The sequence below is a fragment of the Nonomuraea sp. NPDC052265 genome, assembly GCF_044547985.1.
In the GTDB taxonomy this organism is placed as follows: Bacteria; Actinomycetota; Actinomycetes; order Streptosporangiales; family Streptosporangiaceae; genus Nonomuraea.
The window spans coordinates 42,238-68,252 of the sequence record NZ_JBIUBJ010000032.1 but is presented as its reverse complement, the minus strand read 5'-3'; the positions used below and the strand labels follow the sequence as shown (position 1 = coordinate 68,252).

At 70.6% G+C, this 26,015-nt stretch carries 32 protein-coding genes; 16 read left to right on the top strand and 16 right to left on the bottom strand.

The features are described 5' to 3' along the window. From ACIHAD_RS45205 to ACIHAD_RS45195, 3 genes are all read right to left on the bottom strand, one after another. On the bottom strand, positions 1 to 555 hold a 555-nt coding region (locus ACIHAD_RS45205), incomplete at its 3' end, for an arsenic resistance protein (protein ID WP_397361028.1). Beyond that, positions 555 to 947: an ArsR/SmtB family transcription factor gene (locus ACIHAD_RS45200; RefSeq protein WP_397361027.1), complete on the bottom strand. Its 393-nt coding sequence runs from the start codon at positions 945 to 947 to the stop codon at positions 555 to 557. The genes ACIHAD_RS45205 and ACIHAD_RS45200, both read right to left, overlap by 1 nt. Positions 948 to 1,035: 88 nt before the next feature. Further along, positions 1,036 to 1,638 (bottom strand): arsenate reductase ArsC, encoded by a 603-nt coding sequence (locus tag ACIHAD_RS45195; RefSeq protein ID WP_397361026.1) that lies wholly within the window; start codon positions 1,636 to 1,638, stop codon positions 1,036 to 1,038. A gap of 3 nt (positions 1,639 to 1,641) precedes the next feature. Here ACIHAD_RS45195 and ACIHAD_RS45190 point away from each other — a divergent pair, with 3 nt between their 5' ends. Both ACIHAD_RS45190 and ACIHAD_RS45185 read left to right on the top strand, forming a co-directional pair. Continuing rightward, positions 1,642 to 1,959: a hypothetical protein gene (locus tag ACIHAD_RS45190; RefSeq protein WP_397361025.1), complete on the top strand. Its 318-nt coding sequence runs from the start codon at positions 1,642 to 1,644 to the stop codon at positions 1,957 to 1,959. Beyond that, entirely contained in the window at positions 1,932 to 2,306 is a 375-nt protein-coding gene (locus ACIHAD_RS45185; RefSeq protein WP_397361024.1) for a helix-turn-helix domain-containing protein, read from the top strand. Before ACIHAD_RS45190 ends, ACIHAD_RS45185 begins: the two co-directional genes overlap by 28 nt. Before the next feature lie 57 nt (positions 2,307 to 2,363). Here the strand turns inward: ACIHAD_RS45185 and ACIHAD_RS45180 are convergent, their stop codons facing one another. Then, the gene (locus ACIHAD_RS45180; protein ID WP_397361023.1) at positions 2,364 to 3,041 is read right to left on the bottom strand and encodes an NUDIX domain-containing protein; all 678 of its coding nucleotides are present in this window, start codon (positions 3,039 to 3,041) and stop codon (positions 2,364 to 2,366) included. Between the two features lie 152 nt (positions 3,042 to 3,193). Here ACIHAD_RS45180 and ACIHAD_RS45175 point away from each other — a divergent pair, with 152 nt between their 5' ends. Both ACIHAD_RS45175 and ACIHAD_RS45170 read left to right on the top strand, forming a co-directional pair. Continuing rightward, positions 3,194 to 3,697 (top strand): hypothetical protein, encoded by a 504-nt coding sequence (locus ACIHAD_RS45175; protein ID WP_397361022.1) that lies wholly within the window; start codon positions 3,194 to 3,196, stop codon positions 3,695 to 3,697. 28 nt (positions 3,698 to 3,725) lie between these two features. Next, entirely contained in the window at positions 3,726 to 4,193 is a 468-nt protein-coding gene (locus tag ACIHAD_RS45170; protein ID WP_397361021.1) for an anthrone oxygenase family protein, read from the top strand. Between the two features lie 170 nt (positions 4,194 to 4,363). On the opposite strand, the gene ACIHAD_RS45165 is transcribed toward ACIHAD_RS45170, so the two are convergent. Continuing rightward, complete coding sequence (locus ACIHAD_RS45165; protein ID WP_397361020.1) at positions 4,364 to 4,909, bottom strand: GtrA family protein; 546 nt, start codon at positions 4,907 to 4,909, stop codon at positions 4,364 to 4,366. 465 nt (positions 4,910 to 5,374) lie between these two features. Between ACIHAD_RS45165 and ACIHAD_RS45160 the strand changes: the two genes are divergently transcribed. After that, positions 5,375 to 5,908 (top strand): DUF2165 family protein, encoded by a 534-nt coding sequence (locus ACIHAD_RS45160; protein WP_397361019.1) that lies wholly within the window; start codon positions 5,375 to 5,377, stop codon positions 5,906 to 5,908. A 17-nt stretch (positions 5,909 to 5,925) separates the two neighbouring features. On the opposite strand, the gene ACIHAD_RS45155 is transcribed toward ACIHAD_RS45160, so the two are convergent. After that, positions 5,926 to 7,236: an FAD-binding oxidoreductase gene (locus tag ACIHAD_RS45155; protein ID WP_397361018.1), complete on the bottom strand. Its 1,311-nt coding sequence runs from the start codon at positions 7,234 to 7,236 to the stop codon at positions 5,926 to 5,928. 92 nt (positions 7,237 to 7,328) lie between these two features. On the opposite strand from ACIHAD_RS45155, the gene ACIHAD_RS45150 reads away from it, so the two are divergent. Next, on the top strand, positions 7,329 to 10,490 hold the full coding sequence (locus ACIHAD_RS45150) for a BTAD domain-containing putative transcriptional regulator (protein WP_397361017.1): 3,162 nt from the start codon (positions 7,329 to 7,331) through the stop codon (positions 10,488 to 10,490). Positions 10,491 to 10,615: 125 nt separating this feature from the next. Here the strand turns inward: ACIHAD_RS45150 and ACIHAD_RS45145 are convergent, their stop codons facing one another. From ACIHAD_RS45145 to ACIHAD_RS45125, 5 genes are all read right to left on the bottom strand, one after another. Then, entirely contained in the window at positions 10,616 to 11,092 is a 477-nt protein-coding gene (locus tag ACIHAD_RS45145; RefSeq protein WP_397361016.1) for a hypothetical protein, read from the bottom strand. Positions 11,093 to 11,203: 111 nt separating this feature from the next. Then, complete coding sequence (locus tag ACIHAD_RS45140) at positions 11,204 to 12,157, bottom strand: ferritin family protein (protein ID WP_397361015.1); 954 nt, start codon at positions 12,155 to 12,157, stop codon at positions 11,204 to 11,206. 245 nt (positions 12,158 to 12,402) lie between these two features. Next, positions 12,403 to 12,858 (bottom strand): NUDIX hydrolase, encoded by a 456-nt coding sequence (locus tag ACIHAD_RS45135; protein WP_397361014.1) that lies wholly within the window; start codon positions 12,856 to 12,858, stop codon positions 12,403 to 12,405. A 24-nt stretch (positions 12,859 to 12,882) separates the two neighbouring features. Further along, positions 12,883 to 13,221, bottom strand: a complete 339-nt coding sequence (locus ACIHAD_RS45130) for a nuclear transport factor 2 family protein (RefSeq protein ID WP_397361013.1) — start codon at positions 13,219 to 13,221, stop codon at positions 12,883 to 12,885. Next, on the bottom strand, positions 13,161 to 13,544 hold the full coding sequence (locus ACIHAD_RS45125; RefSeq protein WP_397361012.1) for a hypothetical protein: 384 nt from the start codon (positions 13,542 to 13,544) through the stop codon (positions 13,161 to 13,163). Before ACIHAD_RS45125 ends, ACIHAD_RS45130 begins: the two co-directional genes overlap by 61 nt. A gap of 194 nt (positions 13,545 to 13,738) precedes the next feature. On the opposite strand from ACIHAD_RS45125, the gene ACIHAD_RS45120 reads away from it, so the two are divergent. Then, on the top strand, positions 13,739 to 14,446 hold the full coding sequence (locus ACIHAD_RS45120; protein WP_397361011.1) for an MBL fold metallo-hydrolase: 708 nt from the start codon (positions 13,739 to 13,741) through the stop codon (positions 14,444 to 14,446). 149 nt (positions 14,447 to 14,595) lie between these two features. Here the strand turns inward: ACIHAD_RS45120 and ACIHAD_RS45115 are convergent, their stop codons facing one another. Further along, positions 14,596 to 14,850 (bottom strand): hypothetical protein, encoded by a 255-nt coding sequence (locus tag ACIHAD_RS45115; protein WP_397361010.1) that lies wholly within the window; start codon positions 14,848 to 14,850, stop codon positions 14,596 to 14,598. A 295-nt stretch (positions 14,851 to 15,145) separates the two neighbouring features. Between ACIHAD_RS45115 and ACIHAD_RS45110 the strand changes: the two genes are divergently transcribed. The 3 genes from ACIHAD_RS45110 to ACIHAD_RS45100 are packed head-to-tail and all read left to right on the top strand — an operon-like array spanning position 15,146 to position 17,428. Then, positions 15,146 to 15,766, top strand: a complete 621-nt coding sequence (locus ACIHAD_RS45110; RefSeq protein WP_397361009.1) for a dihydrofolate reductase family protein — start codon at positions 15,146 to 15,148, stop codon at positions 15,764 to 15,766. Between the two features lie 55 nt (positions 15,767 to 15,821). Continuing rightward, positions 15,822 to 16,145, top strand: coding sequence for a YciI family protein (locus tag ACIHAD_RS45105; protein WP_397361008.1), 324 nt, complete (start codon positions 15,822 to 15,824; stop codon positions 16,143 to 16,145). After that, positions 16,142 to 17,428, top strand: a complete 1,287-nt coding sequence (locus ACIHAD_RS45100; protein WP_397361007.1) for an RNA polymerase sigma factor — start codon at positions 16,142 to 16,144, stop codon at positions 17,426 to 17,428. Before ACIHAD_RS45105 ends, ACIHAD_RS45100 begins: the two co-directional genes overlap by 4 nt. A gap of 150 nt (positions 17,429 to 17,578) precedes the next feature. Here ACIHAD_RS45100 and ACIHAD_RS45095 read toward each other — a convergent pair whose 3' ends face one another. Further along, positions 17,579 to 18,214, bottom strand: coding sequence for an MBL fold metallo-hydrolase (locus tag ACIHAD_RS45095; protein WP_397361006.1), 636 nt, complete (start codon positions 18,212 to 18,214; stop codon positions 17,579 to 17,581). Positions 18,215 to 18,234: 20 nt separating this feature from the next. On the opposite strand from ACIHAD_RS45095, the gene ACIHAD_RS45090 reads away from it, so the two are divergent. Beyond that, a complete protein-coding gene (locus tag ACIHAD_RS45090; protein ID WP_397361005.1) occupies positions 18,235 to 18,522 on the top strand; it encodes a MarR family winged helix-turn-helix transcriptional regulator in 288 nt (95 codons plus the stop codon). 214 nt (positions 18,523 to 18,736) lie between these two features. On the opposite strand, the gene ACIHAD_RS45085 is transcribed toward ACIHAD_RS45090, so the two are convergent. Next, positions 18,737 to 19,123: a hypothetical protein gene (locus ACIHAD_RS45085; RefSeq protein ID WP_397361004.1), complete on the bottom strand. Its 387-nt coding sequence runs from the start codon at positions 19,121 to 19,123 to the stop codon at positions 18,737 to 18,739. 272 nt (positions 19,124 to 19,395) lie between these two features. Between ACIHAD_RS45085 and ACIHAD_RS45080 the strand changes: the two genes are divergently transcribed. From ACIHAD_RS45080 to ACIHAD_RS45065, 4 genes are all read left to right on the top strand, one after another. After that, entirely contained in the window at positions 19,396 to 21,216 is a 1,821-nt protein-coding gene (locus ACIHAD_RS45080) for a M4 family metallopeptidase (RefSeq protein ID WP_397361003.1), read from the top strand. Between the two features lie 189 nt (positions 21,217 to 21,405). Further along, positions 21,406 to 21,639: a hypothetical protein gene (locus ACIHAD_RS45075; RefSeq protein ID WP_397361002.1), complete on the top strand. Its 234-nt coding sequence runs from the start codon at positions 21,406 to 21,408 to the stop codon at positions 21,637 to 21,639. Positions 21,640 to 21,688: 49 nt separating this feature from the next. Next, positions 21,689 to 22,408: an aldo/keto reductase gene (locus ACIHAD_RS45070; protein ID WP_397361001.1), complete on the top strand. Its 720-nt coding sequence runs from the start codon at positions 21,689 to 21,691 to the stop codon at positions 22,406 to 22,408. A 181-nt stretch (positions 22,409 to 22,589) separates the two neighbouring features. Continuing rightward, positions 22,590 to 23,090, top strand: a complete 501-nt coding sequence (locus ACIHAD_RS45065; protein ID WP_397361000.1) for a GNAT family N-acetyltransferase — start codon at positions 22,590 to 22,592, stop codon at positions 23,088 to 23,090. A gap of 202 nt (positions 23,091 to 23,292) precedes the next feature. On the opposite strand, the gene ACIHAD_RS45060 is transcribed toward ACIHAD_RS45065, so the two are convergent. Both ACIHAD_RS45060 and ACIHAD_RS45055 read right to left on the bottom strand, forming a co-directional pair. Next, positions 23,293 to 24,231, bottom strand: a complete 939-nt coding sequence (locus ACIHAD_RS45060; protein WP_397360999.1) for a DUF6924 domain-containing protein — start codon at positions 24,229 to 24,231, stop codon at positions 23,293 to 23,295. Between the two features lie 87 nt (positions 24,232 to 24,318). Further along, positions 24,319 to 25,314 (bottom strand): WD40 repeat domain-containing protein, encoded by a 996-nt coding sequence (locus ACIHAD_RS45055; RefSeq protein ID WP_397360998.1) that lies wholly within the window; start codon positions 25,312 to 25,314, stop codon positions 24,319 to 24,321. Between the two features lie 221 nt (positions 25,315 to 25,535). Here ACIHAD_RS45055 and ACIHAD_RS45050 point away from each other — a divergent pair, with 221 nt between their 5' ends. Further along, on the top strand, positions 25,536 to 25,997 hold the full coding sequence (locus tag ACIHAD_RS45050) for an RNA polymerase sigma factor (RefSeq protein WP_397360997.1): 462 nt from the start codon (positions 25,536 to 25,538) through the stop codon (positions 25,995 to 25,997). The last annotated feature ends 18 nt before the right edge of the window (positions 25,998 to 26,015 follow it).

Sequence of the window (26,015 nt, the reverse complement as noted above, 5' to 3'; positions counted from 1 at the left end):
CGTCAGGCCGAGCCAGCCGGGCAGCACCTGGAGGTAGAACCAGCCGAGCGCGCCGAAGGCGATCACCTGGAAGACGGAGTTGAGCGCGACCAGGAGGGCTGCGGCTTCCCGGTTGCCGCAGGCCAGGTCGTTCCAGATGAGGACCATGGCGATGCAGCGGGCGAGCCCGACGATGATCAGGCCGGTGCGGTACTCGGGCAGGTCGGGCAGGAAGATCCAGGCCAGGGCAAACATGATGGCCGGGCCGAGCACCCAGTTCAGCACCAGGGAGGAGAGCAGCAGGCGGCGGTCACCGGTGACCGTGCCCAGGCGGTCGTAGCGGACCTTGGCCAGCACCGGGTACATCATGAGCAGCAGGCCGAGCGCGATCGGCAGCGAGATCTCGCCGATCTTGACGGCGTCCAGCGCGGCATCCAGGCCAGGCACTAGACGGCCGAGCAGCAGTCCGGCGCCCATGGCGGCGATGATCCACACCGGCAGGAACCGATCCAGTACCGACAGGGCGCCGATCACGCCGGCCGACGGCGCGGTGGCCTGTGCGGGTTGAGTCGACATCACCGTGACACCGCCGCTGCAGCGGTCGGCCCACTGGCAGGCCCAGTGACGGGCCCACTGGCGGGCAGGGTCAGCAGCGCCGACAACTCGCCCAGCGTCTCGGGCACCAGGCGGTAGTAGACCCAGGAGGCGCGCCGCTCGGAGGTCAGCAGCCTGACTTCTTTGAGCACCTTCAGGTGGTGGCTGATGGTCGGCTGGGACAGCTCGAAGGCGTCGGTGATGTCGCACACGCACACCTCGCCGCCGGCGCGGCTGGCCACGATGGACAGGATGCGCAGCCGTACGGGGTCGCCCAGTGCCTTGAACACGCGCGCCACCCCGGCCGCCTGCTCGCTGTCCAGCGGTTCACGGGTCAGCGGCGGGCTGCACTCCAGGATCTCCAGCAGTTCCATCCACTGCCCTTTCCGTATAGATGTTCATCGAAATAGGTATATGTCTATATTGACATCTGTCTCTGCGTGCTGGGAACGGCGAGTACTCTCAGCCGGCCGGGACGCCGATGTCGGCCAGCAGGGCGCGGACCAGGCGCTCGACGTCGTCGCGGATCGGGCGGATCTGCTCGATCGTCTTGCCGTCGGGGTCGTCCAGGTCCCAGTCCAGGTAGCGCTTGCCCGGGTAGACCGGGCAGGCGTCGCCGCAACCCATGGTGACCACCACGTCGGCGGCCTGGACGATCTCACTGGTCCACGGCTTGGGGAACTCGCCGGTGATGTCGATGCCGCGCTCGTGCATCACCTCGACGACGGCCGGATTGATCAGCTCGCCGGGCTCGGTGCCGCCGGACCAGCCGAGCGCGCGTTCGCCGGCCAGGCGGGCGAAGAAGCCGAGCGCCATCTGGGAGCGGCCGGCGTTGTGCACGCACAGGAACAGCACGATCGGCACGCCGCTGCCGTCCTTGCCCTCGACGCGGGCCAGCGCGCGCAGCCGCTGGCGGGCGAACCGCTCGGCCAGCAGCGGCAGGTAATTGGCGATGACGGCACGGCCGGCGAACTGGTCGTAGCTGGTGTGCAGGAACCGCTCGATGGTCTCGGTGCCGAAGGTGCCGGCGAACTCCTCGGCGAGCGTGCGGGCTGCGGTGAGCAAGGCGTGCTGCTGATCGACGGTCAGATCAGCGTGGCGGTAGGTGCTGTCCATGAAGGGCTCCGGCGGCGTCGCTCATATCGACGGCTGTCGATTTCGATGTTCATCGATATTGGCAGCCGTCGATGTCATGAGGGTGAACGCCAGGCCAACATCGGCCCTCGTGGTTGCTCAGGCGCCGATCACAGCGCTGCGGCGTTCGATCAGCATCACGTCACGTCAGAGACCGTGGTGCCGGCCGATGCGCTCGCGGGTGCCCACGACGCGGAAGCCCAACGCCTGGTGGAGGCTCAGGCTTGCGGCGTTGTCCGGGAACACGCCTGACTGGATCGCCGCGGCGCACCCCGTACGAGCTGTCGGAGCTGCTCGACTGGGTCCTGGAGCACCTGGACCGGCCGCTGACGGTGGAGGCGCTCGCGGCGCGGGCGGCCATGTCGCCGCGTACGTTCGCCCGGAGGTTCAAGGCGCTGACGGGCACCACACCGCACCGCTGGCTGCTCGAACGCAGGCTTCATCTGGCCGAGGAGCTGCTGGAGACCACCGATCTGAGCGTGGACGCGGTGGCCGTCCGGGCGGGGTTCGGTGGCGCCGACACGCTGCGCCACCACTTCGCCGCCCGTCGCGGTGTCGCCCCCGCCGCCTACCGCCGCGCGTTCCGCCGCATCCCGTGACGCCGGGCCCGGCCGGTGATCCGAGGTGGATCGGCCGGTACGAGCGCGGTGTTCGCGTCATGGGGCGGGACGGCGGCCGGTGGGGGAGAAGGGGCCGCTCAACGCCGCCCATTGCAGCAGCATGATGGTCTTGGCGTCGGCGATCTCGCCGTTCCCGACCAGGTCGAGGGCGTGGTCGAAGTCCAGCTCGACGATCTCGATGTCCTCGCCTTCCTCCGCGACCCCGCCGCCCGTCGAGGTGCGGGTCGCGGGACTGTACGGCGCGGCGTAGAAGTGCAGGCGTTCGGTCACCGAGCCAGGGCTCATGTAGACGGAGAAGACCTGTTCGACCTCGCCGACGGTATGGCCGGTCTCCTCGGCGGCCTCGCGCCGGATCGCCTCCTCCGGTGCTTCGTCGTCCAGCAGTACGGCCGCGGTCTCCAGGAGCATTCCGTCGGGGTGGCCGTTGACGTAGGCGGGGTAGCGGAACTGCCGGGTCAGCAGGACGGTGCGGCGGGTGGGGTCGTACAGCAGGACGGTCGCGCCGTTGCCGCGGTCGTAGGTCTCCCGCTGTTGGGTGCTCCAGTGGCCGTCGGCGTGCCGGTAGTCGAAGGTGGTGGTGCGCAGGACGTACCAGTTGCAGGCCAGGAGCCGCACGTCGCGGACCCGTACCCCGGGGTTGCCGGTCAGGGCGCGTCCCGCCTGGTCCAGGCCGGTACGGCCGCGCCGGTCAGGGACGTCGAGGCCCTCGGTCACGACGTCCTCCCGTGGCTGGGAACGTGCGCGCCGGGGGCGGGAGGCCGTGGGGCCGATCGTGCTGTCATAGACCGCAGAATATGGCAGGAAATTCCCGTATATGAGCAGTGCTGCCACTGCCGCGCGATCTTCCTCCCCCGCAGACTCGCAGCATGACCTCAACCACGAACCCCCATCCCTCGCTCGTGCCCCTTCCGGGGAAGGGGCGTCACGTGGTCGCCGTTCCGGCGCCCGGCGGCGGTCCGCAGCAGTGGGCCGGTGCGCCGAGCGCCGCGCTCGACACCGACGGCACGTTCGTCCTGGCCTACCGTGTACGCCACGACGGCGAGGACCACAACGTGGTGGCGCGCTCCACGGACGGCGAGCGCTTCACCACGGTCGCCGTCCTGCCACGCGACCGCTTCGGGGCCGCGATGGTGGAGCGTCCCGCCCTGGTCCGCGCCCCGTCGGGCCGGTGGCGGTTGTACGTCAGCTGCGCCACGCCGGGGACCAGGCACTGGTGGATCGGGGTCGTCGAGGCGGCGTCCCCGGAGGGCCTGGCCGAGGCGGACGTCCGGCCGGTTTTCCCCGGCGACGCCCGTACCGGCGTCAAGGACCCGGTGATCAGGTACACCGCCGCGTCGGCTGAGGGTGTATCTGGGGTGGCTCCTGGTTGATCCTTCCTTGTTGAGGAAGGGAGGATCGGTGGCTTTCGTACTGGTCGCGTCAAGGATGGTCGCGCTGCTGCTGGTCGGCTTGTACGCGGGTGGCGTCGTCTTCGTGGTGCTCGCCCCGTCCGTGGCTCGCCTGCCGGGGGCCGCGTACGTGCGGTACTGGCAGGCGCTCAACGTCGACTACGGACGGACGATGCCGCCGCTGCTGCTGACCGGCATCGCGGCGCTGGTCGTCATGACCGCCCTGTCGTGGCGTCGCGGATGGTTCGTCTTCGGCGTCAGCGCGACCGCCCTGATCATGGTGGTCCTCACCGTGGTCCTCACCCTGAGGGCCCTGGAACCCCTCAACCGGGTGGTGGACGCCTGGGATCCCGACCGCCTGCCCGCCGACTGGCACGAGAGCCGCCGGCGGTGGCTGAGCCTGCACCTCGTCCGGACCGCGATCGCGCTCGCGGCGTTCACCTGCCTGATCGTCGTCCAGACCTTCGACCGCGGCTGACTTGCCTGTCCGGGGTGCCGAGGCGCGCGCCTCCTGACGGAAGGCCAGGGCGGCGGCCAGGCAGTAGTTGATCTACATTGTAAAGGCGCTCGGCTGCTGCTCCGCAGTCACACACAAAAGGAGCGGGCTCCGCCCGCACTTCCTCACCAAAACAGAGAAGCTCGCTGCCGTCAGGCCGCCTCGTCCGTGGATTCGGGGGCGGGGGCCAGTCGCAGGCCGCCGGACGGGGCCTTCTCGTCGGGGAAGACCCACTTCCGCAGCGCCCAGAAGCGGAAGACCATGGCGATCAGTGTGCCGACGATCTGCGCGCTCATGAAGTCGGCGATCTCCTGGGTCACCAGGGTCACGTCCGGGGTCTGCAGATGGAACGCGTACCGGGAGATCCATAGCGGCGCGGAGCTGAGCACCAGGCCGATGCCGCTGACCAGGAAGAACAGTGCGGCTTCGTGGCGGCGTTCGCGGCCGCCTCTGGTTCGGAACGACCATTCGCGGTTCAGGACGTAGGACGCGATCGTGGCCACGAGCACTGCGATGATCTTGGCGGTCACCGGTTTGGGTTGCAGGATGGTCAGTTTTAGTCCGTAGAAGATCGCGTTGTCCACCAGGAAGGCTGCTCCACCGACCACGGCGAACTTGAGCGGTTCGCGGTGATTGAGGACGAAGGCGTGCAGTGGTGCCGGCAGTTTTGCGAGTACTGCTTTTGCGATTCGGAGCACCCCCGATCTTCTCACCACTGGAACCGTGCTTGAGGACGAATCCGGGTGATCATGTGGTTTGGTGACGTTCTGTGATGTCGGGGGTGTGGGCCCGGTATCGGCGGAGTGCCTCTTGTCCGTCTGGGATGAAGCGGTGTTGTCTCACGGCTTGGTTCAGTTCGGTGCTCGTCAGCCAGCCGGTCCAGCTCACCGCGTGGGGGTCGGGGTATCCGGGTAGTCCGTCGGCTGGACGCTCCGAGCGGCTTGTTGGGGGCGTCGGGGACGGCATACGGGTTCGGCTAAAATATGTCACGTTGTTCCACCTCAGGCTGAGGGGCCCGCGACGTCATCGCCAGTGACGGAGCCAGTGGAGCGGCCCGGTGAGTTCCTCCACGCCGGGCGAGCGGGCCCCGTGGATCTTTCCTGTCAGGACACCTCCTCTGGGCTCGTGTGCTCATTCGATCAGAGATGTCAAAGGAAAGAACCTTGGCCCGCTTCGACACCATTTTCGCCCTTCGTGTGGCGAAGGCGCTGCTCACCTTCACTGTCGGCGGCTTCGCGCTGCTGGTCGTGTTCGGCAATCTCACCGACTACGGGACGAACTTCGAGTTCGTCCGGCATGTGCTGGCCATGGACGCGCAGAAGCCCGAGCTGGCCGCGGTGAGTCAGGTCAACTACCGTGCGATTCCGTGGACGTGGGCGCATCACGTCGCTTACGTCGGGGTCATTCTCACCGAGGCGGTCATCATGGTGACGTGCCTGGTGTCGGCCTGGCAGCAGGTCAGGGCGGTCGGCCGTGACGACGCCGCCTTCCACCGGGCCAAGCGTTGGGGCGTGGTCGGCTGCACGGTGGGCCTGCTGTTGTGGTTCTTCGGCTTCCAGGCCGTCGGCGGTGAGTGGTTCGGCATGTGGATGAACGGCACCTGGAACGGCATTCCCGACGCGGTGCGGCTGTGCACGTACATCGGGATGGTGCTGATCTTCCTCAGCCTCCGCAACGACGCCCGCGAGAGCGCCTGAGCGGATGCCGCTCTGCCTTACCCGGCGAGGACGGGGAAGTTGGCGCGGAAGGTGCCGCGGGGGTCGCGGGACCGCTTGACGTCCCGCAGGCGGGTCAGGTCGTCCGGGGCGAAGGCGGAGGCGGCGCGCTCGCCCGGCGCGAGGAAGGTGAACGGTTTGCGCCCTGAGGTGTACGGCACCAGGGCCTCCGTCAGCCGGTCCATGCGCTCGCGTACGGCGGCGCCTCCGTCCTGTCCGGGGATGCCGAACAGGTACAGCGCGTACGGTTCCTCCAGGTGTCCGGCCGGGATGCCGGAGGGCCGGGTGAGCGCGCCGCCCAGGTGCCGGAGCTGGACGCTGAGGAGCGGGTCGATGGGCTGCTCCAGCAGTGTCGCGGCGACTTCGTCGGTCAGTGCGGTCAGGAGTTCGGCGCGGGACATGCCGGGTCCGGGGTCGGTGGGTTCGGCGGTGATGGCGCCCAGTCCGGCGGGCGGCAGCATGGCGCGGGAGTCGGACAGTCGCCCGGCGATCTTCTCCAGGGGCCGCAGGAGTGTCTCGGCGTCGCCGCCCGCGCCGAGGTAGGTGGCGTCCACGGCCACCAGGGGGGCGGCGCCGGGGAATTGGAGGAGGTCGTACCAGAGGGTCAGTTCGTCGGGTGCGGTGGCGGTGATCTCGCGGTAGGCGTCCAGGACGGCGGGGGCCGTGGCGGCGGGCCACAGCAGGCGGCCGCCGTACAGGTCGGGGGCCGGGTGCAGGTCGAATTCGGTCGCGGTGACGATGGCGTAGTCGCCGCCGCCGCCGCGCAGGGCCCAGAACAGGTCGGGGTCGTCGTCGGCGGTGATCCGGGCGCGGGTGCCTGTGGCGTCGACGATGTCGAAGGCGCGTACGCTGCCGGCCGCCCAGCCGTGTTTGCGGCTGAACCAGCTCAGGCCGCCGCCCAGGGTGTAGCCGGTGACGGTGACCGCCGGGCTGCTGCCGACCAGTGCGGTGAGTCCGTGCGGGCTCGCGGCCTCCTGAACGTGTCCCCATTTGACGCCGGCTCCTGCGTGGGCGAGGCGTTCGTCGGGGTTCACGTGCAGGTGGTCGAGGCGGGTGGTGCGCAGCAGGATCGTCTCGCCGGTGTCGCCGGTGGCTCCGTGGCCGCTGGGCTGGGTGGTGATGGTCAGTCCTGCGAGGTGGGCGTGCCGGACGAGCGCGGCCACGTCTTCGGCGTCGGCGGCTTCGACCACGGCCTGTACGGGTTGGTTGATCGCCAGGTTCCAGGGGCGCCTGGCCTGGTCGAATCCTTCGTCGCCGGGCGTGAGTACCGTGCCGCGGATCACTCGGCGAAGTTCGTCCCCGATGTTCATGTTCATGCCCTTCTTGTCGATGGCTTCACTTTGCCGGGTGCGGGCTGGGGTCGAGCTGGGATCGAGTTGAGGTGCCGTAGGGTTGGACCGATATGGCAGGGTTGGAGTTCCGGCTGTTCGGGCCGCTTGAGGTCACCGCCGAGCGGGGTGTGCTCGATCTCGGTACGCGTAAGCAGCGTGCCCTGGTGGCGATGCTGGCCCTGGAGCCTGGCCGGGTGGTGTCGCTCGACCGGCTCATCGAGGAGTTGTGGGCGGGGGAGCCGCCCGCCGGGGCGACCCGTACTCTTCAGGCGTACATCGCCCATCTGCGCCGGGTGCTGGAGCCCGATCGGCCGCCGCGTACGCCGCCGCATGTCCTGCTCACCCGCGAGCCGGGCTATCTGCTCGCCGTCGCGCCCGGTCAGGTGGATCTGTGGCGTTTCGCCGCCTGGGCCGGTGAGGGCCGTGCGGCGCTGGCGGGTGGTGCGCCCGGCCGGGCCGTCGAGGTGCTCGACCGGGCGCTCGGGTTGTGGCGGGGCGAACCGCTGGGGGAGTTCGCCGGTCAGGAGTTCGCCCGGCCGGTCGCCGCGCGGCTCGCCGAGACACGTCTCACCGCTCTGGAGGACCGTTTCGACGCCCGCCTGGCTCTGGGGGAGGACGCGCCTTTGATCCCAGGTCTGGAGGCGCTGGTGGGGGCGGAGCCGTACCGGGAGCGGGCCTGGTCGCTGCTCGTGCGCGCGCTCTACCGGGCCGGGCGGCAGGCTGACGCGTTGGCCGCGCTGCGCCGGGTGCGTGAGCGGTTGTCGGCCGATCTGGGGCTGAGTCCCGGCCCCGATCTGCGGGAGCTGGAACGGGCGGTGTTCGACCAGGCGCCCGAGCTGCGTCCGCCTGTGCCCGAGCCGGTGGCGCCGTTCGTCCCGGCCGCTCCCGAGCCGGAGCCCGGGGGGCTCATCGCCCGCTCGGCCGAACTGGAGCTGGTGGCGCGGCGGCTGGGTGCGGCGCGGCGCGGCGACGGTGGGGCCGTGCTGGTCACGGGGGAGGCGGGCATCGGCAAGACCCGGTTGGTCCGGGCCGCCGCCGACCTGGCCGCGGCGCGTGGGTTGCGGGTGGTGTGGGGGCGTTGCGCCGATCGCGCCGCTCCGGCGTTCTGGCCCTGGACGCAGATCCTGCGGGAGGCGGGTGATGTCACCGGGTTGTTGTCCGGTCGCGCCCGTGATCCCGAGCAGGATCTGTTCGGTCTGTACGAGCAGGTCCTGGACGTCCTGACCCGGTCGTCGGCGCCTGTGGCCGTGGTCCTTGAAGATCTCCATTGGGCTGATGTGTCCTCGTTGCGGCTGCTGGAGTTCGTGGCCGAGTCCGCGGTGCGGTGTCGGCTGCTCGTTCTGGTCACCTGCCGTCCGGAGCCGGGCGACCATCCCGGTGAGCTGCGCGGGACGCTGGCCGCGCTGACGCGGTCGGGTGAGCGTCTGGAGCTGCCGCCGTTCACCTCTGGTGATGTGGCGGCCTTCCTGCGGGCCAGGCAGGTCGGCGACGAGCCGGGCCTGGTCGGCGACCTGCTCGACAGGACGGGCGGCAACCCGTTCTACCTGGGTGAGGTGTTGCGCCTGCCGCGTGGTGAGCGTGCGGTCCCCAGCGGTGCCCGTGACGTGATCGAGCGTCGGGTCGCGCGCCTGCCCGAGGAGACCCGGGTGTTGCTCGCCGCCGCCGCCGTGGCCGGCCGTGACGTGGACGCCGGTTTGCTGGAGGGCGTCACGGGCAGCACCGCCGAGCGGGTGATGACCGCTCTGGAGCCCGCCGTCGCCACCGGTCTGCTGGTCGAGCCGGCCGCCGGGCCCGAGTACCGCTTCTCGCACGCCCTCGTCCAGGAGGCCCTGTACGCCGGGCTCGGCAAGCTCGACCGTTCGCGTCTGCATCTGCGTACGGGTGAGGCGCTGGAGGGCGTCCTGCCCGAGTCGCGGTCGGCCACGCTCGCCCACCACTTCTCCCAGGCGGGTCGCCTGGACGTCGCGGGCAGGACCGTCGTGCACGCCTCCCGTGCCGCCCGGCAGGCCACCGCCCAGCTCGCCCACACCGAGGCGGCCGGTTTCTGGACGCTGGCCCTGTCGGCGCTCGAACCCGGCCGCGACGCCGAACGCGCCCGCCTGCTCACCGAGCTCGGCCACGCTCACCGCGCGGCCGGTCAGCCCCAGGAGGCGCACCGCGACTGGGCGGAGGCGATCGGTCTGGCCAGGGCCGTCGGCGATCGGGAGGTGCTCATCGCCGCGGTCACCGCGATCGGCGGCCCGGCCCTGTGGAACTGGCGTCCGTACGGCGTCGTCGACGGCGATCTGGTCGCCGTCATCGAGGAGTTGCTCGACGGCCCGCTGCCGGACGCCGACCGCGCCAGCCTTCTGGGCACGCTGGCCCTTGAGCTGCATTACAGTCCCCGCGGCGCCGAGGGCGAAGGTCATGCCGCCGAGGCGGTCGCCCTGGCCAGAGGGACGGGTGACGTGGCGCTGCTGGCCCGCACGATGAGCAATTACCTGCTCGCCGCGTTCCGTCCGGGCCGTAACGCGGCGCGGCGGGCGATGGCGGAGGAGCTGGCGGGCCTGCCGGGTCTGCCGGTGAGCGGTGAGGTGCTGGCGCGGGTCGCCCTCATGTCCTGTCTGCTGCGCGACGGCGACCTGTCCGGCTGGGATCGTGAGCTGGCCCGTTGCGAGGCGCTGCTGGCCGGGGCGCCGCGCCCGGAGCTGGAGTCGATGGTGCGCATCGCCCAGACCGCGCGGGCCACTCTGGACGGCCGGTGGGAGGAGGCCGAGGACCTGCTCGCCCGGTACGGTGACATGCGGTTCGGCCCGACCGTGTGGGGCCGCCGGTTCCACCGGCTGGTGACCACGTACACCTGCCGGCGTGGCCAGGGGCGGGTGGCCGAGGTCGTGGAGGAGCTGGTGGCCGCCGCGGAGGAGCCGCGGTTCGTGCCGCTGCGGCCCGTCGCCGTGCTCGCCGCCGTCGAGTCGGGTCGTCTGGAGCTGGCGCGCGAGCTGGTGGGGCGCTGGGGGACCGACGTCCCCGACGATTGGGTGGCCGACTTCCTGGTGCCGGTCTGGGGTCTGGTCGCCGCCCGCCTGGGGGTGCCCGATCCGCGTGTGCTCTACGATCGGCTGCTTCCGTACGCGGATCAGTTGGTGGTCGCCGGGATGGGCACCGCCTGCTGGGGTTCCACCCGTCTCGTGCTGGCCGAGCTGGCCCGCCGCCTGGGCGAGGAGGACGCCTCGGCCGTGCCTCAAGATCTGTGACGTGGCGGTGCCGGGCGCCGGTTTCGTGCCCGCCACGGCGCTGTCGACCTCCATGGAGGTCCTGCTGCGTGGCCGTATCGCCCAGGATCAGGAGACGGCCGCCGCCTGCTGGTGAGGCTCGGAACCTACTTGGTCCAGGCGGCCTGGGCTCCGCTGTGGCCCGCCCGTACGACGGCGACGGTCCCTCCCACGCCGCCGGCCAGGGCCAGGGCCACCAGGACGATCATCGCGGCGGCGTGCCATCGCGGTCGCGGGCCGGTGCCTTGGAAGATCGAGCGCGTGCGGTGTATGAATCGGGTGGCCAGGGAGAGGCTCAGCGTGGCGAGCCAGAGCACGATGACGAACGGCAGCACCTGCTCGCCCTGTTCCTCGTGGGCCTCGATGAGGTCGTTCTCCCCGACGGTGTGGGCCAGCGTCTCGCCGCTGGTGATCGACAGTGGTACGGCGATCAGTGCGACGGTGGCGACGAACAGCACCGCCGGCCACAGGCGGCGGGCTGCGGCGGGCCAGAACGCCATCAGGACGGTGCCGAGCGCCGCGAGCGGCAGGCACACGACGGCGGCGTGCACGACCAGCGGGTGCAGGGGCAGGCCGAAGAACATGTCCGTCTCCTGTCTGGCGCGACGCCGGAGGCCGGATCGCGGGCTGGTTAGGGCGCCGATGGCCGCGGGCGGTGCCGGCGGCCATGGCGTCTGGCATGGATCGGAGGTTGGTCAGCTTTGCGTGGAGTTCTGCTCGGGTAGCCGGTCCAGGGCCTGCTGGAAGGCGCGGGCGTGGCCGGCCTCGTCCTCGGCGTTGTTGGAGAATCGTTCGGCCGCCCGGGTGTCGCCCGCGGCCTCGGCTCGTTTGGCGAGGGCCGGGTACATGGTCCGGGACTCGTACTGTTCGCCGGCGATGGCCTTGGTGAGGTTGGCGTGCGTGCTGCCGACCAGCCCGGCCAGCTTGGCCTCGCCGGCGAAGTGCTCGTGCAGCTCCACGTCGGAGGTGCCGCGGAACAGCTTCGCCACGGCCGGGTCCTTGGCGTGCTCGGCGTACTGCCGGTACTTGGCGTAGGCGAGTGCCTCGCCGTGCATGGCCGTGTCGAGGTCGGTCCTGGTCTGCCGGGCGTGGACCTCGGGCGGTCCCTGCGGTACCTGGACCGCGTCGGCCTTCGGCGGTTTGGGCACGGTGCCCTGGCCGGACTCGACGGCGCTCAGCGCGGTGCCGAACGCGCGGGCGTGCCTTCCTTCGTCGCGGGCGGCCTCGGAGAAGCGGGCGGCGGCCTTGTTGTCGCCGTCGGCCTTGGCCTGGCGTGCGAAGCCGGGATACATCTGCCGGGATTCGTAGGTCTCCCCGGCCACGGCGGCCCGCAGGTTCTCGGCGTCGCCGCCGACCAGGCCGCTGAGCTCGGCGGCCTCCCTGAAGTGCTCGCCCAGTTCGACGTCGGCGGTGCGCTCGAACAGGCGGGCCACCGAGGGCAGGTTCTCCCGTTGGGCCTGGGCTGCGTACAGGCGGTAGGAGGCGTTGGCGTACGCCTCACCGCGCATCGACTGTTGGAGATCCTTCTGGGTCTGCGGGCTGGGTGGGTCCACCGGTGTGGCGCAAGCGGCGAGTGCGCCGCCGACGGGCGTGCTCAGTGCGATGGTGAACGCGCCGGTGATGAGGGCGCGTGCGGACAAGGTGATCATGTTGACCTCCCCGCCTGGTGCGGAAGCCTGCGGCCATCACCAGAGGACTTACCTGACCAGGGTGGTGAATAACGGTCCTTCTGGCAAAGCGGGGTGAAGCGTGCGGGCCGGATGCAAAACGTGGCCCATGCGGCGGCAAGGCTTGGCCTGCTCGGTCCGCAGGGGCACTCCGGACCTGTTGGCAGCCGGCCGCGCATCCATAGAACCAGATAAGAGTTTTGTTTCCATAGTGCTGATCGCAGGATTCAACGAGTGGCTGTGAACGTCACCTCGGCGCGGTCCAGCATGCGCAGTGCGTCGGCAGCCGGCGGCGACAGGACCGTGTCGTCCTGCACGTCGGCGAGGGAAACCCACACCGCTGCCTCGGTAGAGCCGTTGGCCTCGGTCACCGTCGGCGCCCCTGTCTGCAGAGCCACCGCGTAGAACAACGCTGTCAGGCTCCAGCGCACGCCGTTTCTCCGGGCCGAGTACGTCCTGGCGTCGAGCAGGCGGGTCTCGATCAGTTCGAGGCCCGTCTCCTCCAGAAGTTCGCGGGCCAGCGCCTCGACAGGCTGTTCGCCCGGATCGATCCCCCCGCCAGGCAAGTGCCACAGACCTGGCGTGAAGACGGGCGAAGCATCCGACAACCGCGCCAGCAGCAGCCGATCCTCTTCCACGGCGATCGCGTACGCCGAGATGCGGGTTCTCACCTGTGTGTCCACAGATCCCATCCTCCCCGCACCGCCTCAGCCTTCCGGCGGGAGCCACGCCTGCGGGGTCCGCGGGTCGATCGGCACCGAGACGTGCTCATGGGTGATCAACCACCGGCCCCCCGCCCGCCTGAACCCCAGGGACGATCTCACCCAGATCGACGTCTGGAGGCCGTTCCTGCGTTTCCCGCTGTCGCGATGGAGCATGTGCGCGAACGCGACGGAGCTCCGTGCGGGCGCGTTCGAACGGCCGGCCGGCCTGCCGGTGCAGGTGCACGGCGCGCGCGTAGTGTTCGCCCGACTCCTCGGCCGGCTCAGCAGGCCACGGCAGCGCAGCGCGACCGCGCGGGCCCATGGCCGGCCGCCCGGGCCCACGCCGTGAAGCGGGTGTAGGCTTCCGCCGCGCGGACGGCCGCCTCGATCAGGTCGGGGGCGGCGAAGACGACGGTGACCGCGGCGAGGTCGCGCAGCGCCTGCTCGTACCGGCCCAGGGTGAGGTGGAGCAGACCCGTGTGCGCACGGTCGCGGCAGCCTTCGGCGTCGCCCTCGATGGCCGCGATCCTCGCGATGATCGTGCCGAGCTGCTCGATCCGGTGGCTCTGGCCGGTGTCCCTGGCCAGGTCGAGCGCTTCGGCCACGGTGGCCGTATCGAGGAGCCGCGCGACCTGGGCCGGCTCCGTTTCCCGCCCCCGCAACATGCCCAGGAATCTAGCTGTACGCCATGAAATGCCGGACTTGAGGTCCCGGCCGTCCCGAGAGCAGTGCTCTTGACAGTGAGCACCCTACTGGGAGAGCATTGCTCTCATAAAGGAGCAAAGCTCTACGGTGAGTAGCATCATCCGGCCAGAACTCTCCGTTCGTGAGAGCCGTTGACGTCATTTTGGGGAAGTCCATGAAGCTCGCGCCCCACCTGCACCGCCTCGGCAACGATGTCGTGGCCTGCTACCTCGTCGACACCGCCGAGGGCATCACCCTGATCGACGCCGGGCTGCCCGGCCACTGGCAGGATCTGCAGGCCGAACTCCGTTCCCTGGGCAAGTCCGTCGCCGACATCCGCGGACTCGTGCTGACCCACGGCGACTCCGACCACCTGGGTTTCGCCGAACGGCTGCGCAGCGAACACGGCGTGCCGGTGTTCGTGCATGCCGCCGACGCCGTCCGCGCCCGTACGGGAGACAAGCCCAAGGTCGCGGTCGGCCCGATGCGCCTCGGACCGGCGCTCGGGTTCCTGGGGTACTCCATCCGCAAGAACGGCCTGCGCACCCGCTATCTCGGCCAGGTCACCGAGATCGGCGACGGCGACGTCCTGGACCTGCCCGGCAGCCCGGTGATCGTCGGCATGCCGGGACACTCACCGGGAAGCGTGGCGGTGCACGTTCCGCTCGCCGACGCCGTCTTCGTCGGTGACGCCCTGACCACGCGACACGTCCTCACCGGACGCGAAGGCCCCCAGCCCGCGCCCTTCACCGACGACCCGGCCGAAGCACTCGACTCCCTGGACCGGATCGCCGGACTGTCGGCGTCCTGGGTGCTGCCGGGCCACGGCGCGCCCTGGCGCACCTCACCGGCCCAGGTAGGCCAGGCGGTCAGGAAGGGCTAGAGCGGGGGCACGTCGCGGGCGCTCGGCGGCATCCGTCCGGGCGACCTGGTGCTGTACGGCACCAGCACCCCACGTCGGCGTGGTGGTGGACGTGGACGGAGTCGGGCTGATGACCACCATCGACCGGGATCGGGCTCCAGCGGGGCGCGTCAGGCGTGCAGGCCCTCCAGCAGGAGGGTCAGATAGCGGTGGGCGGTCGGCACGCGAGCGGTGGGCGTGCCGCCGTGGACGGCCGCGGCGTAGGCGATGCCGCACATGAGCGGGACACGGTGCCCACGCCCAGCCCGGCGCGGCGGGCGACGTCGTTGAGCTGCAGGGGGGGTGCCCTCGTCGATGAGCTCCCTGGCCACGGTGACGATCCGTTCCCAGTTGCGGGCCGCGTCCTTGCGCAGGGGAGTCGTCATGCGGGCAGTTTAACCGGATGGCCCATCCAGATCGCCGGAGGCGGCGCCCGGCTCAGCTCGGCGCGAGGGGCGCCAGGCGCTCGCTGAGACGGTGGACCGCTTGGACGAGGCGAGGGTCGGTGGCCGCGCGGGAGGGGGTGACCGGACGCCCCTGTGGCCCGATGAGCAGGCCGGTCCGGCCGTCCAGCGAGGGTGCGAAGAAGTCCGGGAGGCGGTGTCGGATCGGGGCGGCGGTGTTCGTAGCGGAGGTGAGGCCACCCACAAGGGGCGGCGCCACGGCGAAGGAAGCGCGATCATGAAGCTGACGACCATGACTCAGATCACCCTCGACGGAGTGACGCAGGGAAACGGCGGCGCGTCGGAGGAGGACCGCAGGAACGGGTTCGAACGCGGCGGATGGGCCCTGGGGAAGGGCGGCGAGGAGACCACGGCGTTCATCAACCAGACCTACCAGCGCGCCGACGCGTTCCTGTTCGGCCGCCGGACCTACGAGCTGTTCGCCGGCTCGTGGGGATCCTGGACGGTCGGGGACGTCCCTGGCTGGGAGCCCGTCACGCGGGCGTTGAACACCCGGCCCAAGTATGTGGCGTCGGCCACGCTCGCCGATCCGGCATGGTCGGGCACCACCGTCCTGTCCGGCGACCTCGCTGCCGCCGTCGCCGGCCTGAAGGCCGCGCCGGGAGGCGAGCTGCAGGTGCACGGCGGCGGCACCCTGACCCGGTGGCTGCTGGAGAACGGTCTGGTCGACGAGATGACCTTGATCGTGGTCCCGGTGATCGTCGGCCAGGGCGCGCGGCTGTTCCCGGAGACCGGCCCCGATCTTGCGCTCGACCTGGTCGAGTCGCGCGTCGACGCCAAGGGCGTGACGATCCAGGTCTACCGGCCCGCCGGACGCCCGCAGTATGCGACGGCTTGACGTCCTTGACCGGTTCGCCACACCCGTCCCCGGCACCACAGGAGATGATGCTCAGATGCAGTACCTGATTTCCGTGATCGACGACAAGAGCGACTCGGCCACCCCCGACGAGGACGCGGCGATCGACGTGTTCAACGACCGGCTCCGGGCCGAGGGCAACTGGGTCTTCGCCGGCGGCCTCGCCTCGCCCGACACGGCCACCGTCATCGACAACCGGGGCGGGGAGGCGATGCTCACCGACGGGCCCTTTCTGGAGTCCAAGGAGTACCTCTCCGGCTTCTGGATCATCGAGGCGGCCGACCTCGACGCGGCGCTCAAGCTGGCCGCCGAGGGGTCGAAGGCCTGCAACCGGAAGGTCGAGGTGCGGCCGTTCCTGTGAACGGGATCGACGTCCGCGAGGCGGTCACCCGGGCCCACCACGAGGAGTGGGCCCGGGTGGTCGCCTCCCTGACCAGGCGTTTCGGTGACCTCGACATCGCCGAGGAGGCGGCCGCCGAGGCGTTCGCGACCGCCGTCCAGCGGTGGCCGGACGACGGCGTGCCCCCCAACCCGGGCGCCTGGCTGACCACCACCGCCAACCACAAGGCCATCGACCGGATCCGGCGCGAGAACAAGCGCGACGGCAAGCAGAAGGAGGCTCAGATGGTCTACGACGACGACCCGCCCGGGCCTGTCGGCGTCATCGACGACGACCGGCTCCGGCTGATCTTCACCTGCTGTCACCCGGCGCTGGCGATGGAGACCCGCGTGGCGCTGACGCTGCGCATGGTCGCCGGCCTGACCATGCCCGAGATCGCCCGCGCCTTCCTGGTGGCCGAGAGCGCCATGGGCCGGCGGATCACCCGCGCGAAGGCCAAGATCAAGGCGGCGCGCATCCCCTATCGGGTGCCGTCGGCGGAGGATCTTCCGGCGCGCGTCTCGGGCGTGCTGGCCGTGCTGTTCCTCGTCTTCAACGAGGGCTACCTGGCCACCGGGCCCGACACCGATCCCGTACGGCACGAGCTGACCGCCGAGGCGATCCGGCTCACGCGCCTGATCCGTGCCCTGCTGCCGGACGACGGTGAGGTGGCCGGGCTGCTGGCGCTCATGCTCCTCATCGAGGCCCGCCGCCCCGCCCGGGTCTCGTCCGGCGGCGAACTGGTCGCTCTCGACGAGCAGGACCGCGGAGCCTGGGACGCGGCGCTGATCGCCGAGGGGCACCGGCTGGTGCGCGGGCGTCTCGCCGCTGCCGCCGCCGGTGTGGCGCCGGGCCGCTACCAGATCCTCGCGGCCATCAACGCCGTGCACACCTCCGCCCGCGACATGCGCGACACCGACTGGTCGCAGGTCCTCGCCCTGTACGACCAGCTCGTCCGCCTCGATTCGTCGCCGATCATCGCCCTCAACCGGGCCGTCGCGGTCGCCGAGCTCGACGGCCCGCAGGCGGCGCTGGCGGCCGTCGACCGTCTCGGGCACAGGTTGGCCGGCTATCACGCCTACCACGCCACCCGCGCCGACCTGCTGCGCCGGCTGGGCCGTGGCCGGGAGTCGCGCGCGGCCTACGACCAGGCCATCGAACTGGCCGGCAACACCGCCGTAACCGCCTCCCTGACCCGCCGCCGCGACCGACTGGGGCCGTCTTCCCATGGGGGATGCTCCGCACCCGTAGCCCGCCGCTCTTGATCGCCGCTCTTGGTCGCCGTCGTGCAGGGCCTCGCGAGCCGGCTGCTCAGGCGACGGGGGTCCAGGTGAACCGGCCGTCGGGGCGGGGTTCGGCCCGCCCGAACGTCACGTCGGCGAAGTGGCCGCCGTAGCCGATCGTGTCCGGACGGCTCAGTTCCTCGACCAGGCGGCGGCGGTGCCTGGCGGACTCGACAACGAGGCGTGGACGCCGGGGAAGATCTCTTCACCGTCCTCGATCGTCCGTACCCGGGGTTCCATGACGGCCAGTCGCGGCTCGTCGGCGAGGTCGCGCCGCTCCCACTCCGGCGCTGCGAGGAGATGCGCGGCGTGGGCGAAGGGTGGTGCGTCCTCGCCGGGCGCGGTGCTCCAGGTCCAGCCGAGGTGGTCGGAGTGCAGGTGGGTGATGGCGACGGCCTCGACCTGCTCCGGTGCACGGCCCAGGTGCCGCAGGTTGTCCAGCAGTTCGCCGCCGTACAACCTGCCCAGCAGCGGGTTGGCCGGGTCGTCGGGGTGGGACTCGGGGCCGAAACCGGTGTCGATGAGCAGCGCCCGGTCGCCACGTTCGACCAGCAGGCCGCCGATCCCGGCGACCAGGAGGCCGTCGTCGTCGAGGTGGTCGCGGTAGGTGGCCCAGTCGGCGGCGGTGGCGGCGGGCAACCAGCCGTACGGCTTGAGCCGGACCACTCCGTCCGGGATATGGGTGATCCTCAGCTCGCCCAGCCGGAGAGAACGCACGCGGGGCGCGCGGCTCAGGCGCGTGCGGTCGAAGGTGGTCGTCGTGGCCATGGTTCCTGCAGGGCGTCGCGATGCGTGAGCTGACCGGCGCCATGACCTTGCGCGAGCTCGCCGAGCGGATGAGCTGTGAGCCGTCCAACGCCACGTTCGTCGCCGACCGCCTGGAGGAACAGGGCTACCTCGAACGCCATCCCCACCCCGGCAACCGCCGCGCCAAGCATCTCGTCCTGACGCCCGCGGGCACCGAACTCCGCGAGCGCCTCCTGGAGCTGCTCTCCCAGGACTCCCCGCTGGCCCCGCTCTCCTCCGAGGAGCAGGACGCCCTGCAGCGTCTCCTCGTCCGGGCCGTCGTGCACTGATCCCGGCCGACGCGGGCCGCAGAGGTCGATCCGGTCACAGCCGCCCGCCGCGGCGGTGGGAAGGAGAACTCCGGCGTGCCGTGGGGCTTGCACGAAGAAGACGGTCGACCGGCGGGTCGGGCAGGCGGAGGGGTGCGCCGCCTGGGGTCACGGCCGCCCGCTCCGCACCGCGTCGGCGTCCCCCTCGGGGGCGGCGGCGCAAAGGGTTCTTTCGTTACATCTGCGTCGGCCACAGCATCGACAGATCCCGCAGCTGCGAGTCCATCGTGCGCAGGTACATCAACTTGTCGATCGCTAACTTGATCGACGTCGGCGTCGCTTCCACCGTGGGCGTCGTCAGCCACGCCAACCGGGTCGTTCCGATCTCCGGATCGCGCACCAGCAGCCGGTCTGATTCCGCCCGCATCGGCCCGATCAACAGACGATCGACCTTCTCCGACGTCAACGCCCCCGCCGCGTTACGCGCCGACCCGACCATCTTCATCAACACGACCACACCGGGCCGGACCACCTTCGAGCTGATCAGATGCTCGGCCGCCTGGTGGCACAGCAGCGACGGCGTGTCATGCTCCATCGCCCGGTCCAGCAGGGGCTGCGCCACCGACCGGATGTCGTCCGGTACGAACCCCAGCCGCGGCAATGTGCACAGCTGCGCCGCCAACCCCAAGCGCGCCGCCGAACCCCGGCCCCGGCTTAAGTTGTCGATGAACCCCCAGATCCTTCCGTGGCAACGGGAAGAACCTGATCAACTCCTCCCTGCCGATGTCCGGACACGATTTTTCCGCTATTTACCACGATATTGACCTCTTGTAGTTCATCAACTCAAATGCAGGTGACCCCATTCACCGCCCGCCAGCGCAAAGGAGCGACCACGTGAGACGCAATGCCGCGTTAGCCCTGGTCACGAGTGCCGTCTGTGTGCTCGTGGCCACTTCGGTCCCCGGCCCGGCGAACGCCTCCAAGGGCGACCCCGCCGACCTCCTGGTGAAGGCCAGGCCCGCACTGCTCCACAGCTCGCCCAAGGACGCGTACGTACGGCAAGGCCTGATCGAGGGACAGGGCGGCCTGCGCTACACGACCTACACCCGCACCTACGCGGGACTGCCCGTCTACGGCGGCGACTTCGTCGTGGTCAGCGCCGCCACCGGCGAGGTCCTGAGCACCTCCGTCTCCCAGGACAGCGCCCTGGACGTGGCCACCACGCCCAAGCTCGGCGCCGCCGAAGCCGTCCGGGTGGCCAGGAGCCAACTGCCCGAGATCTCCTCGGTCACCACGCCCCGACTGGTGGTCATGGCCCAAGGACGCGGCCGGCTGGCCTACGAGGTGATCGTCAACGGCGCCATCAGAGGCAGGCAGAGCAAGCTGCACGTCTTCGTCGACGCGCTGACCGGCGCGGTCGCCGAGAAGTCCGACGAGGTCAGGGAGGGGCTGGGCAACAGCTACTACAACGGCAACCCGGTCACCATCGGCACCAGCGGGGGCGGCGCCTCCTTCACCATGGTGGATCCGGTACGGCGGGGCGTGCGCTGCGGCGGCCAGAACGGCGCCGCCTTCACCGGGACGGACGACAACTGGGGCAACGGCACCGGCACCAACTTCGAGACCGCCTGCGTCGACGTGCTCTACGCGATCGACACCGAGTGGGACATGCTCAAGAACTGGCTGGGACGCAACGGCTTCAACGGCGCCGGCGACGGCTACCCCGCCCGCGTGGGCCTGAACGACGTCAACGCCTATTGGACCGGGGCCTACACCGCCTTCGGCCGTACCTCCGACAACCGGCGCCAGGTCACCTCGATGGACGTCGTGGCGCACGAGTACGGCCACGCCGTCTTCGCCACCACGCCCGGCCTTGACCTCGGCGACAACGAGAAGGCCATACTCAACGAGTCCACCGGCGACATCTTCGCCGCGCTGACCGAGCAGTACGCCAACCAGCCCGCCACCCTCGACCCGCCCGACTACATCGTCGGCGAGGAGCTCGACATCAGTGGAACCGGCCCGCTCCGCTACATGTACAAGCCGTCGCTGAGCCCCGGTGACCCCGATTGTTTCAGCAGCGCGGTGCCGACGATGTTTCCTCAGATCGGGGCCGGGGTCCAGAACCACTGGTTCTACCTCCTGGCCGAGGGCAGCAACCCGACCAACGGCCAACCTCCCAGCCCGACCTGCGACTCCTCCACCATCGTCGGGCTCGGCGCGCGCAAGGCGGGCCAGATCTACATGGGCACGCTGCTGCGCAAGACCTCTGTCTGGCCTCACACCGCGGCCCGCCGAGCCTCGCTGCAGGCGGCCCTGGATCTGTTCCCCGCGTCGTGCCTGGAGTACAACACGGTCAAGGCCGCGTGGAACGCCGTCCGCGTGCCCGCCCGCGCCGGCGAGCCGTACACGTGCGACTTCTCGGTCGCGGTCAACCCCGCCGCGGCGACCGCGCAGCCCGGCCAGCAGGTGAGCGTCACCGTCACCAGCGCCGTCGTCTCGGGCGCCCCGCAGGAGATCTCGCTGCGCGCCAAGGGGCTTCCGCCGGGCATGACGGCCTCCTTCAGCCCGGCGAGCATCACCACCGGCGCCACGTCCACGCTGACCTTCACGGTCGGCGCGAGCACCGCGCCCGGCACCTACGCGATCACGGTGGTGGGCGACGGCGTCGCCCTCGACCACACAGCCACCCTCACCCTGACCGTGGCTCCATGAGCCGATGACGCCGGACGCGCCCGTGACCAGCGGCAGCGGTTCCGGTCCGATGAGCCTTGCTCAGCGGGCGCAGGGCATCGGTGCCGTCGGTCATGGGCCGCCGTGCGAGCTCGGATCTCGCGAGGGCGTCGGTCGGATGGTCATCTGCGAGGGGCTTGCCGCAGACGCCGTCCAGCCTGGGCGTCGCTTATGCAGCAGCTGTGCCTGGCCGGCGTGACGCTCAAGGCCCTGGGCGGAAAGTCGAAGAACTGGAAGGCCACGCTGAAGGCCGAGGAGCCCACGCCGAAGGACAAGTACTGGCGCGACCGCTTCGGCAAGGACAAGCTCAGCGCCAACGACCTCTACTGGTTCACGCAGGGCTACACCAAGGGCACTCCGGGCGCGTGCAACACCTGGAAGGCGCCGGAGTCCAAGGTCGCATGACGCGCTCCCGAGCCCTCCGCCGCCGGTCTTGACGAGGGTGAGGAGATGGGTGCCCTGCGCGGAGCCGACGCCCGAGCGCGACTGCGCCCAGGCGATCTACCTGTCCAACCGGGTCGACACCCGGCCGGGCATGGCCGCCGGGGAGGCCGTGGACGACCGGGCGCGGATCCGTGAGCTGACCAACCGGCTGCTCGCGTACCCGGAGCTGCCCGGCCCGTACGGCGCGTACGCGCTCACGCTCGCGTTCCTGCAAGAGGAGAAGACCGCGCTCGCGATCGTCGAGCACCTGGCCGACGGCGACGACGTGTGGCTGTCCGGGCCGGCCCGCATGTTCCGGGCCCGGCTCGCCGAGAACGCGGGCGACCTCGACAGGACGCGCGCCGACGTGACCGCGGCCCTGGCCCGCTTCCGGCAGGTCGCCGAGGCCCGTGCCATCGCCCCGATCGTCTGCGTGCAGAACATGTACAACCTCGCCCACCGTCACGACGACGACCTCATTGACAGGCTCGCCGCCGATGGCATCGCCTACGTGCCGTTCTTCCCGCTGGGCGGCTTCACGCCGCTGCAGTCCGATGTGCTCTCGGGGGTCGCGGTCCGGCTTGGGGCGACGCCGATGTCGGTCGCGTTGGCCTGGCTGTTGCAGCGCTCACCGAACATCCTGCTCATCCCCGGCACATCATCGTCAGCCCATCTGAGGGAGAACATCGCCGGCGCTGGGCTCTCCCTCTCCGATGAGGACGCGGCCGACCTGGAGCGTATCGGCCGCTGAACGCCATCCTTGTCGAGGGGGAGGACGAGCACGTCGTGGTCGGCCGCTTCGGGCTGGACTTCCACGTCGAGCCCGGCCGAACTTGCCACCCTGCTGGTTCTGGGTCGTGGCCGGCGATGATCAAAGTCTGGTATTATTACCTTTCCGGCTGAAATGTTGATTTCAGCCGGAAAGTGCTTGTATGAACACTTTCGAGGTAAGCGTCCGGCCCGCGAGCGCCGCAGACTTCTCCACTGTCGAACGACTCTGGCTCATGTTCCGCCACGACATGTCGGAGTTCCAGGGCGGCCTGCCCGCCCCCGACGCCACCTATCACGGCGACCGCCTACAGGCCGCGTTCCAGGACGATGACTGGGCGCCCTACCTGTTCACCAGCGACGACCACCCGGTCGGGTTCTCGTTCGTACGCGCGCTGTCCGGGCCGGAGCGGGTGCTGAACAGCTTCTTCGTCGTACGCGGTGCGCGCCGGTCCGGGATCGGGATGACGGTCGTGCGGGAGGTGATCTCCCGGCATCCCGGCCCGTGGAAGATCGCCTTCCAGGACTCCAACAAGGCGGCCGTGGCCTTCTGGAGGCGCGTGGCCACCGCGATCGCCGGCGAGGCGTGGACGGAGGAACGCCGGGCGGTCCCGCACCGGCCCGACGTCCCGCCGGACGTGTGGATCTCCTTCACGACCGCCTGACGGGTGACCTTCAGCCGCGACGTCACGTTCGCCGGGGCGACCCTCCCCGCGACACCGACGTCAGGAGAGCGGTCTTCACCGCCGAGGTGAACTTCGGAGGTGTGACGGGGCTGCGGAGGGCACGCTCTGGACGGCGCGCAAGCAGCGCCAACGCCCCCAGGCACGCGGCGTGTGCGGCCGTCGGTCTGGCGGGCAAAGTCGGCTACGGGTGGCTGGGCGAGCTCTGCCACCACGGCTCCGTGTCCTCCACGGCGACGAACTCGTGGAAGTCCATGTTGGCGATCTCCAGGTTGGCCGCCATCGATCCGACCATGCGGCAGGGGAGGACGGCGACGTGCCCCGGGGTGTCGTACAGGTCGACGACGGTCAGCGGCCGGCCGGGCTCGGCGAAGGTCCGGGCGTCGGCGAGGACGACCAGCGTGGGGTTGTCCGTGCCCGGCGGGACCAGCGCCGGGACCTGACCGGGCAGGAGACCCTCGAAGGCCCGGTCGTCGACGACCGATGCCGTGAGCGGATAGTGATCCACGTCGATGTCGTCCGGGTCCAGGTCCGCGCCGACCCAGCCTTGTTCGTCGGCGCCGCCGAGCTCGTCGAGCAGGTCGCGCCAGCCCTCCTCGTCGTCGAAACAGGTGCGGACCAGCAGTTCCCCCGTGGGCAGTGCCGGGAAGGACCGGTACGGTACGGCAGCCGGCGTGGGGAAGGCCGGTCGGCCGCCGTCTCCCTGGTACATGCCGTACACGTCCATGTCGCGTACCAGGTGGTCGAACTCGAGTGTGCCGTCCAGCAGAGCGGCCAGGATCTCACCGAGCCGGGCCGACGGGCCCCGGACGCCGCGCCCGGGTGTCGCCGCCAGATCCACCAGCAGCGGCCCGTCCCCGTACACCGCCGGAAGGTCCACCAGGACGGCGACCGGGCCGCCGTCGGCGACAAGTGCCGGGACGTTGCCGCCGCGCAGCGAGTCCCACCTGCTGTCCTCGATCGGTCGCAGCCGCACCCGGTCCCCGACGACGAGCACGTCGCCTTCCCGGCGGCCCCCGATCTCGTCGAGCAGCCCGCCCCACTGTTCCGTGTCGCCCTCGTAGCACGTGCGGAGCAGCAGCACCTCGCCGGTCTCCGGCTGGGGACGTTCGGGAAAGGACATGGCTCTCCTCCGAAGGGCTCTCTGGTCGTCGGCGCCGTAGCCGCTCGCCCGCCCGACGGTAGAGGGGGACGAGCAGCCCCATCAGCATCACAGGCCGCTGAGGGCCTCAGAGGTCGTTCCGGCGATGGCGTAGGAGCGCTCGAACACGACCGCCTCGGTGCCGGCGTCGATGCCGTAGACCTGTACCCGCACCAGCTTGAACCCGACCTTCCTGACCATCCGCAGCGTGGAGTCGCCGGTCCAGTCGAGCCTGACGTCCGTGTCAACCTCCGTGACCCTGTCCTCCGCGGGGTCCCGCTCCACCTTCTGGCCCGACGCCGGCACCGGGAACCTGGCGGTGACCTGCCTGGTCTTCAGGTCGTACAGGGCGATCCCGGGTCTGCGGCCGGAGACGTAGACGGCCACCGTGCGCCCGTCGGCGTTCAGCGCGGCGGTGGCCGCGTTGACGCCGATGAGCCGGGGCGGCACCACACTGCCGGTCCGCCTGCCGTTCAGGTCGTGGACGCTGAGCCTGCCGGACCTGCCGTCGTACGTCCTGACGAGGATCTGGTCGCCGTCGCTGCTGAAGCTCAAGGCGTCGTCGTGCACCGACACCCCGGTGACCTTGGTCAGCAGGGCGCCGGTGGCGGCGTCGTACACCCGCGCGGGGTGGTCGGTGAAGCCGGCCCAGCAGCAGTCCACCGCCACCAGGGAGCCGTCGTACGACATCGTCACCCGGGTGAGTTCGAGCTCCGACTTCGACGGCCATGCCCTGACCCTCGACACCCGCGTCCGGCCGTCGAGGTCGCGGACGACGAGCCGGGCGTCCTTGGCCCTGATGTAGGCCAGGCGGCGGCCGTCACCGCTGACGGCGACCGCGTCCTCCCACCGTCCCGCCTCCTTGAGCGGGTGGCGCCTGCCGTCGGTCGTCCGGTACCACCAAGGACCGCACCAGGCGGCATCAAGCCGGCCCTTGTCGCAGTCGGAGGCGGCGGCGTACCGGATGGGGGCGGACGTCGCGCCCGCCGGAACGGCGGCGCGGGCGGCGCCCGGGACGGCCACGACTACCGAAAGGACGGCGAGCGCCGCACAAAGGATCTTCACACGGGGTTGGACCACTCATCGCCGCGCAAGGTTGATCGCGATCCGATAACGGACCCTCCGCCGCAGGCCGGCACGCTCCGGCCTGCGGGAACGTGGGCGTCTCCTGCTGCCCGGCGCTCGGCCCCGTACTGCCCGCGTGCCCATGATGGTCGGCCCGTGAAGAATTTCGGCCTGGCGCGGTAAGTACAGGTGACCGCATACGCCAGGAAAGGCCGACATGCATGACAATCCCTCGCGAAGTAGTTGAGGTCGATGACGCGCTCCTCATCGAGAGATCGCTGAACGAACCCGAGATCTTCGCCACGTTGTTCGACCGGCATGCGCCGCTCCTGCACCGTTACGTGACCAGGCGCCTGGGGCCCAGCGAGGCGGAGGACGTCGTGGCCGACACCTTTCTGGCCGCCTTCCAGCACCGCGGCGGCTACGACCGAAGTCGCGCCGATGCCCGACCGTGGCTGTACGGCATCGCCTCCAACTTGATCGGCCGGCGGCGGCGTACCGAGATGAGCCTCTATCGCGCCTACGTTCGCAGCGGCGTGCATCCGGCGGAGCTGTCCGGCTCTCAGGTCGAGGACGAGGTCAACACCCTGGCCGTCAACCGCCCGCTGGCGCTGGTCCTGCTGGAGCTCGCCCCGGCCGATCGCGACGTGCTGCTGCTCGTCGCATGGGCCGAGCTGACCTAATCGCGGCGGCACTCACCG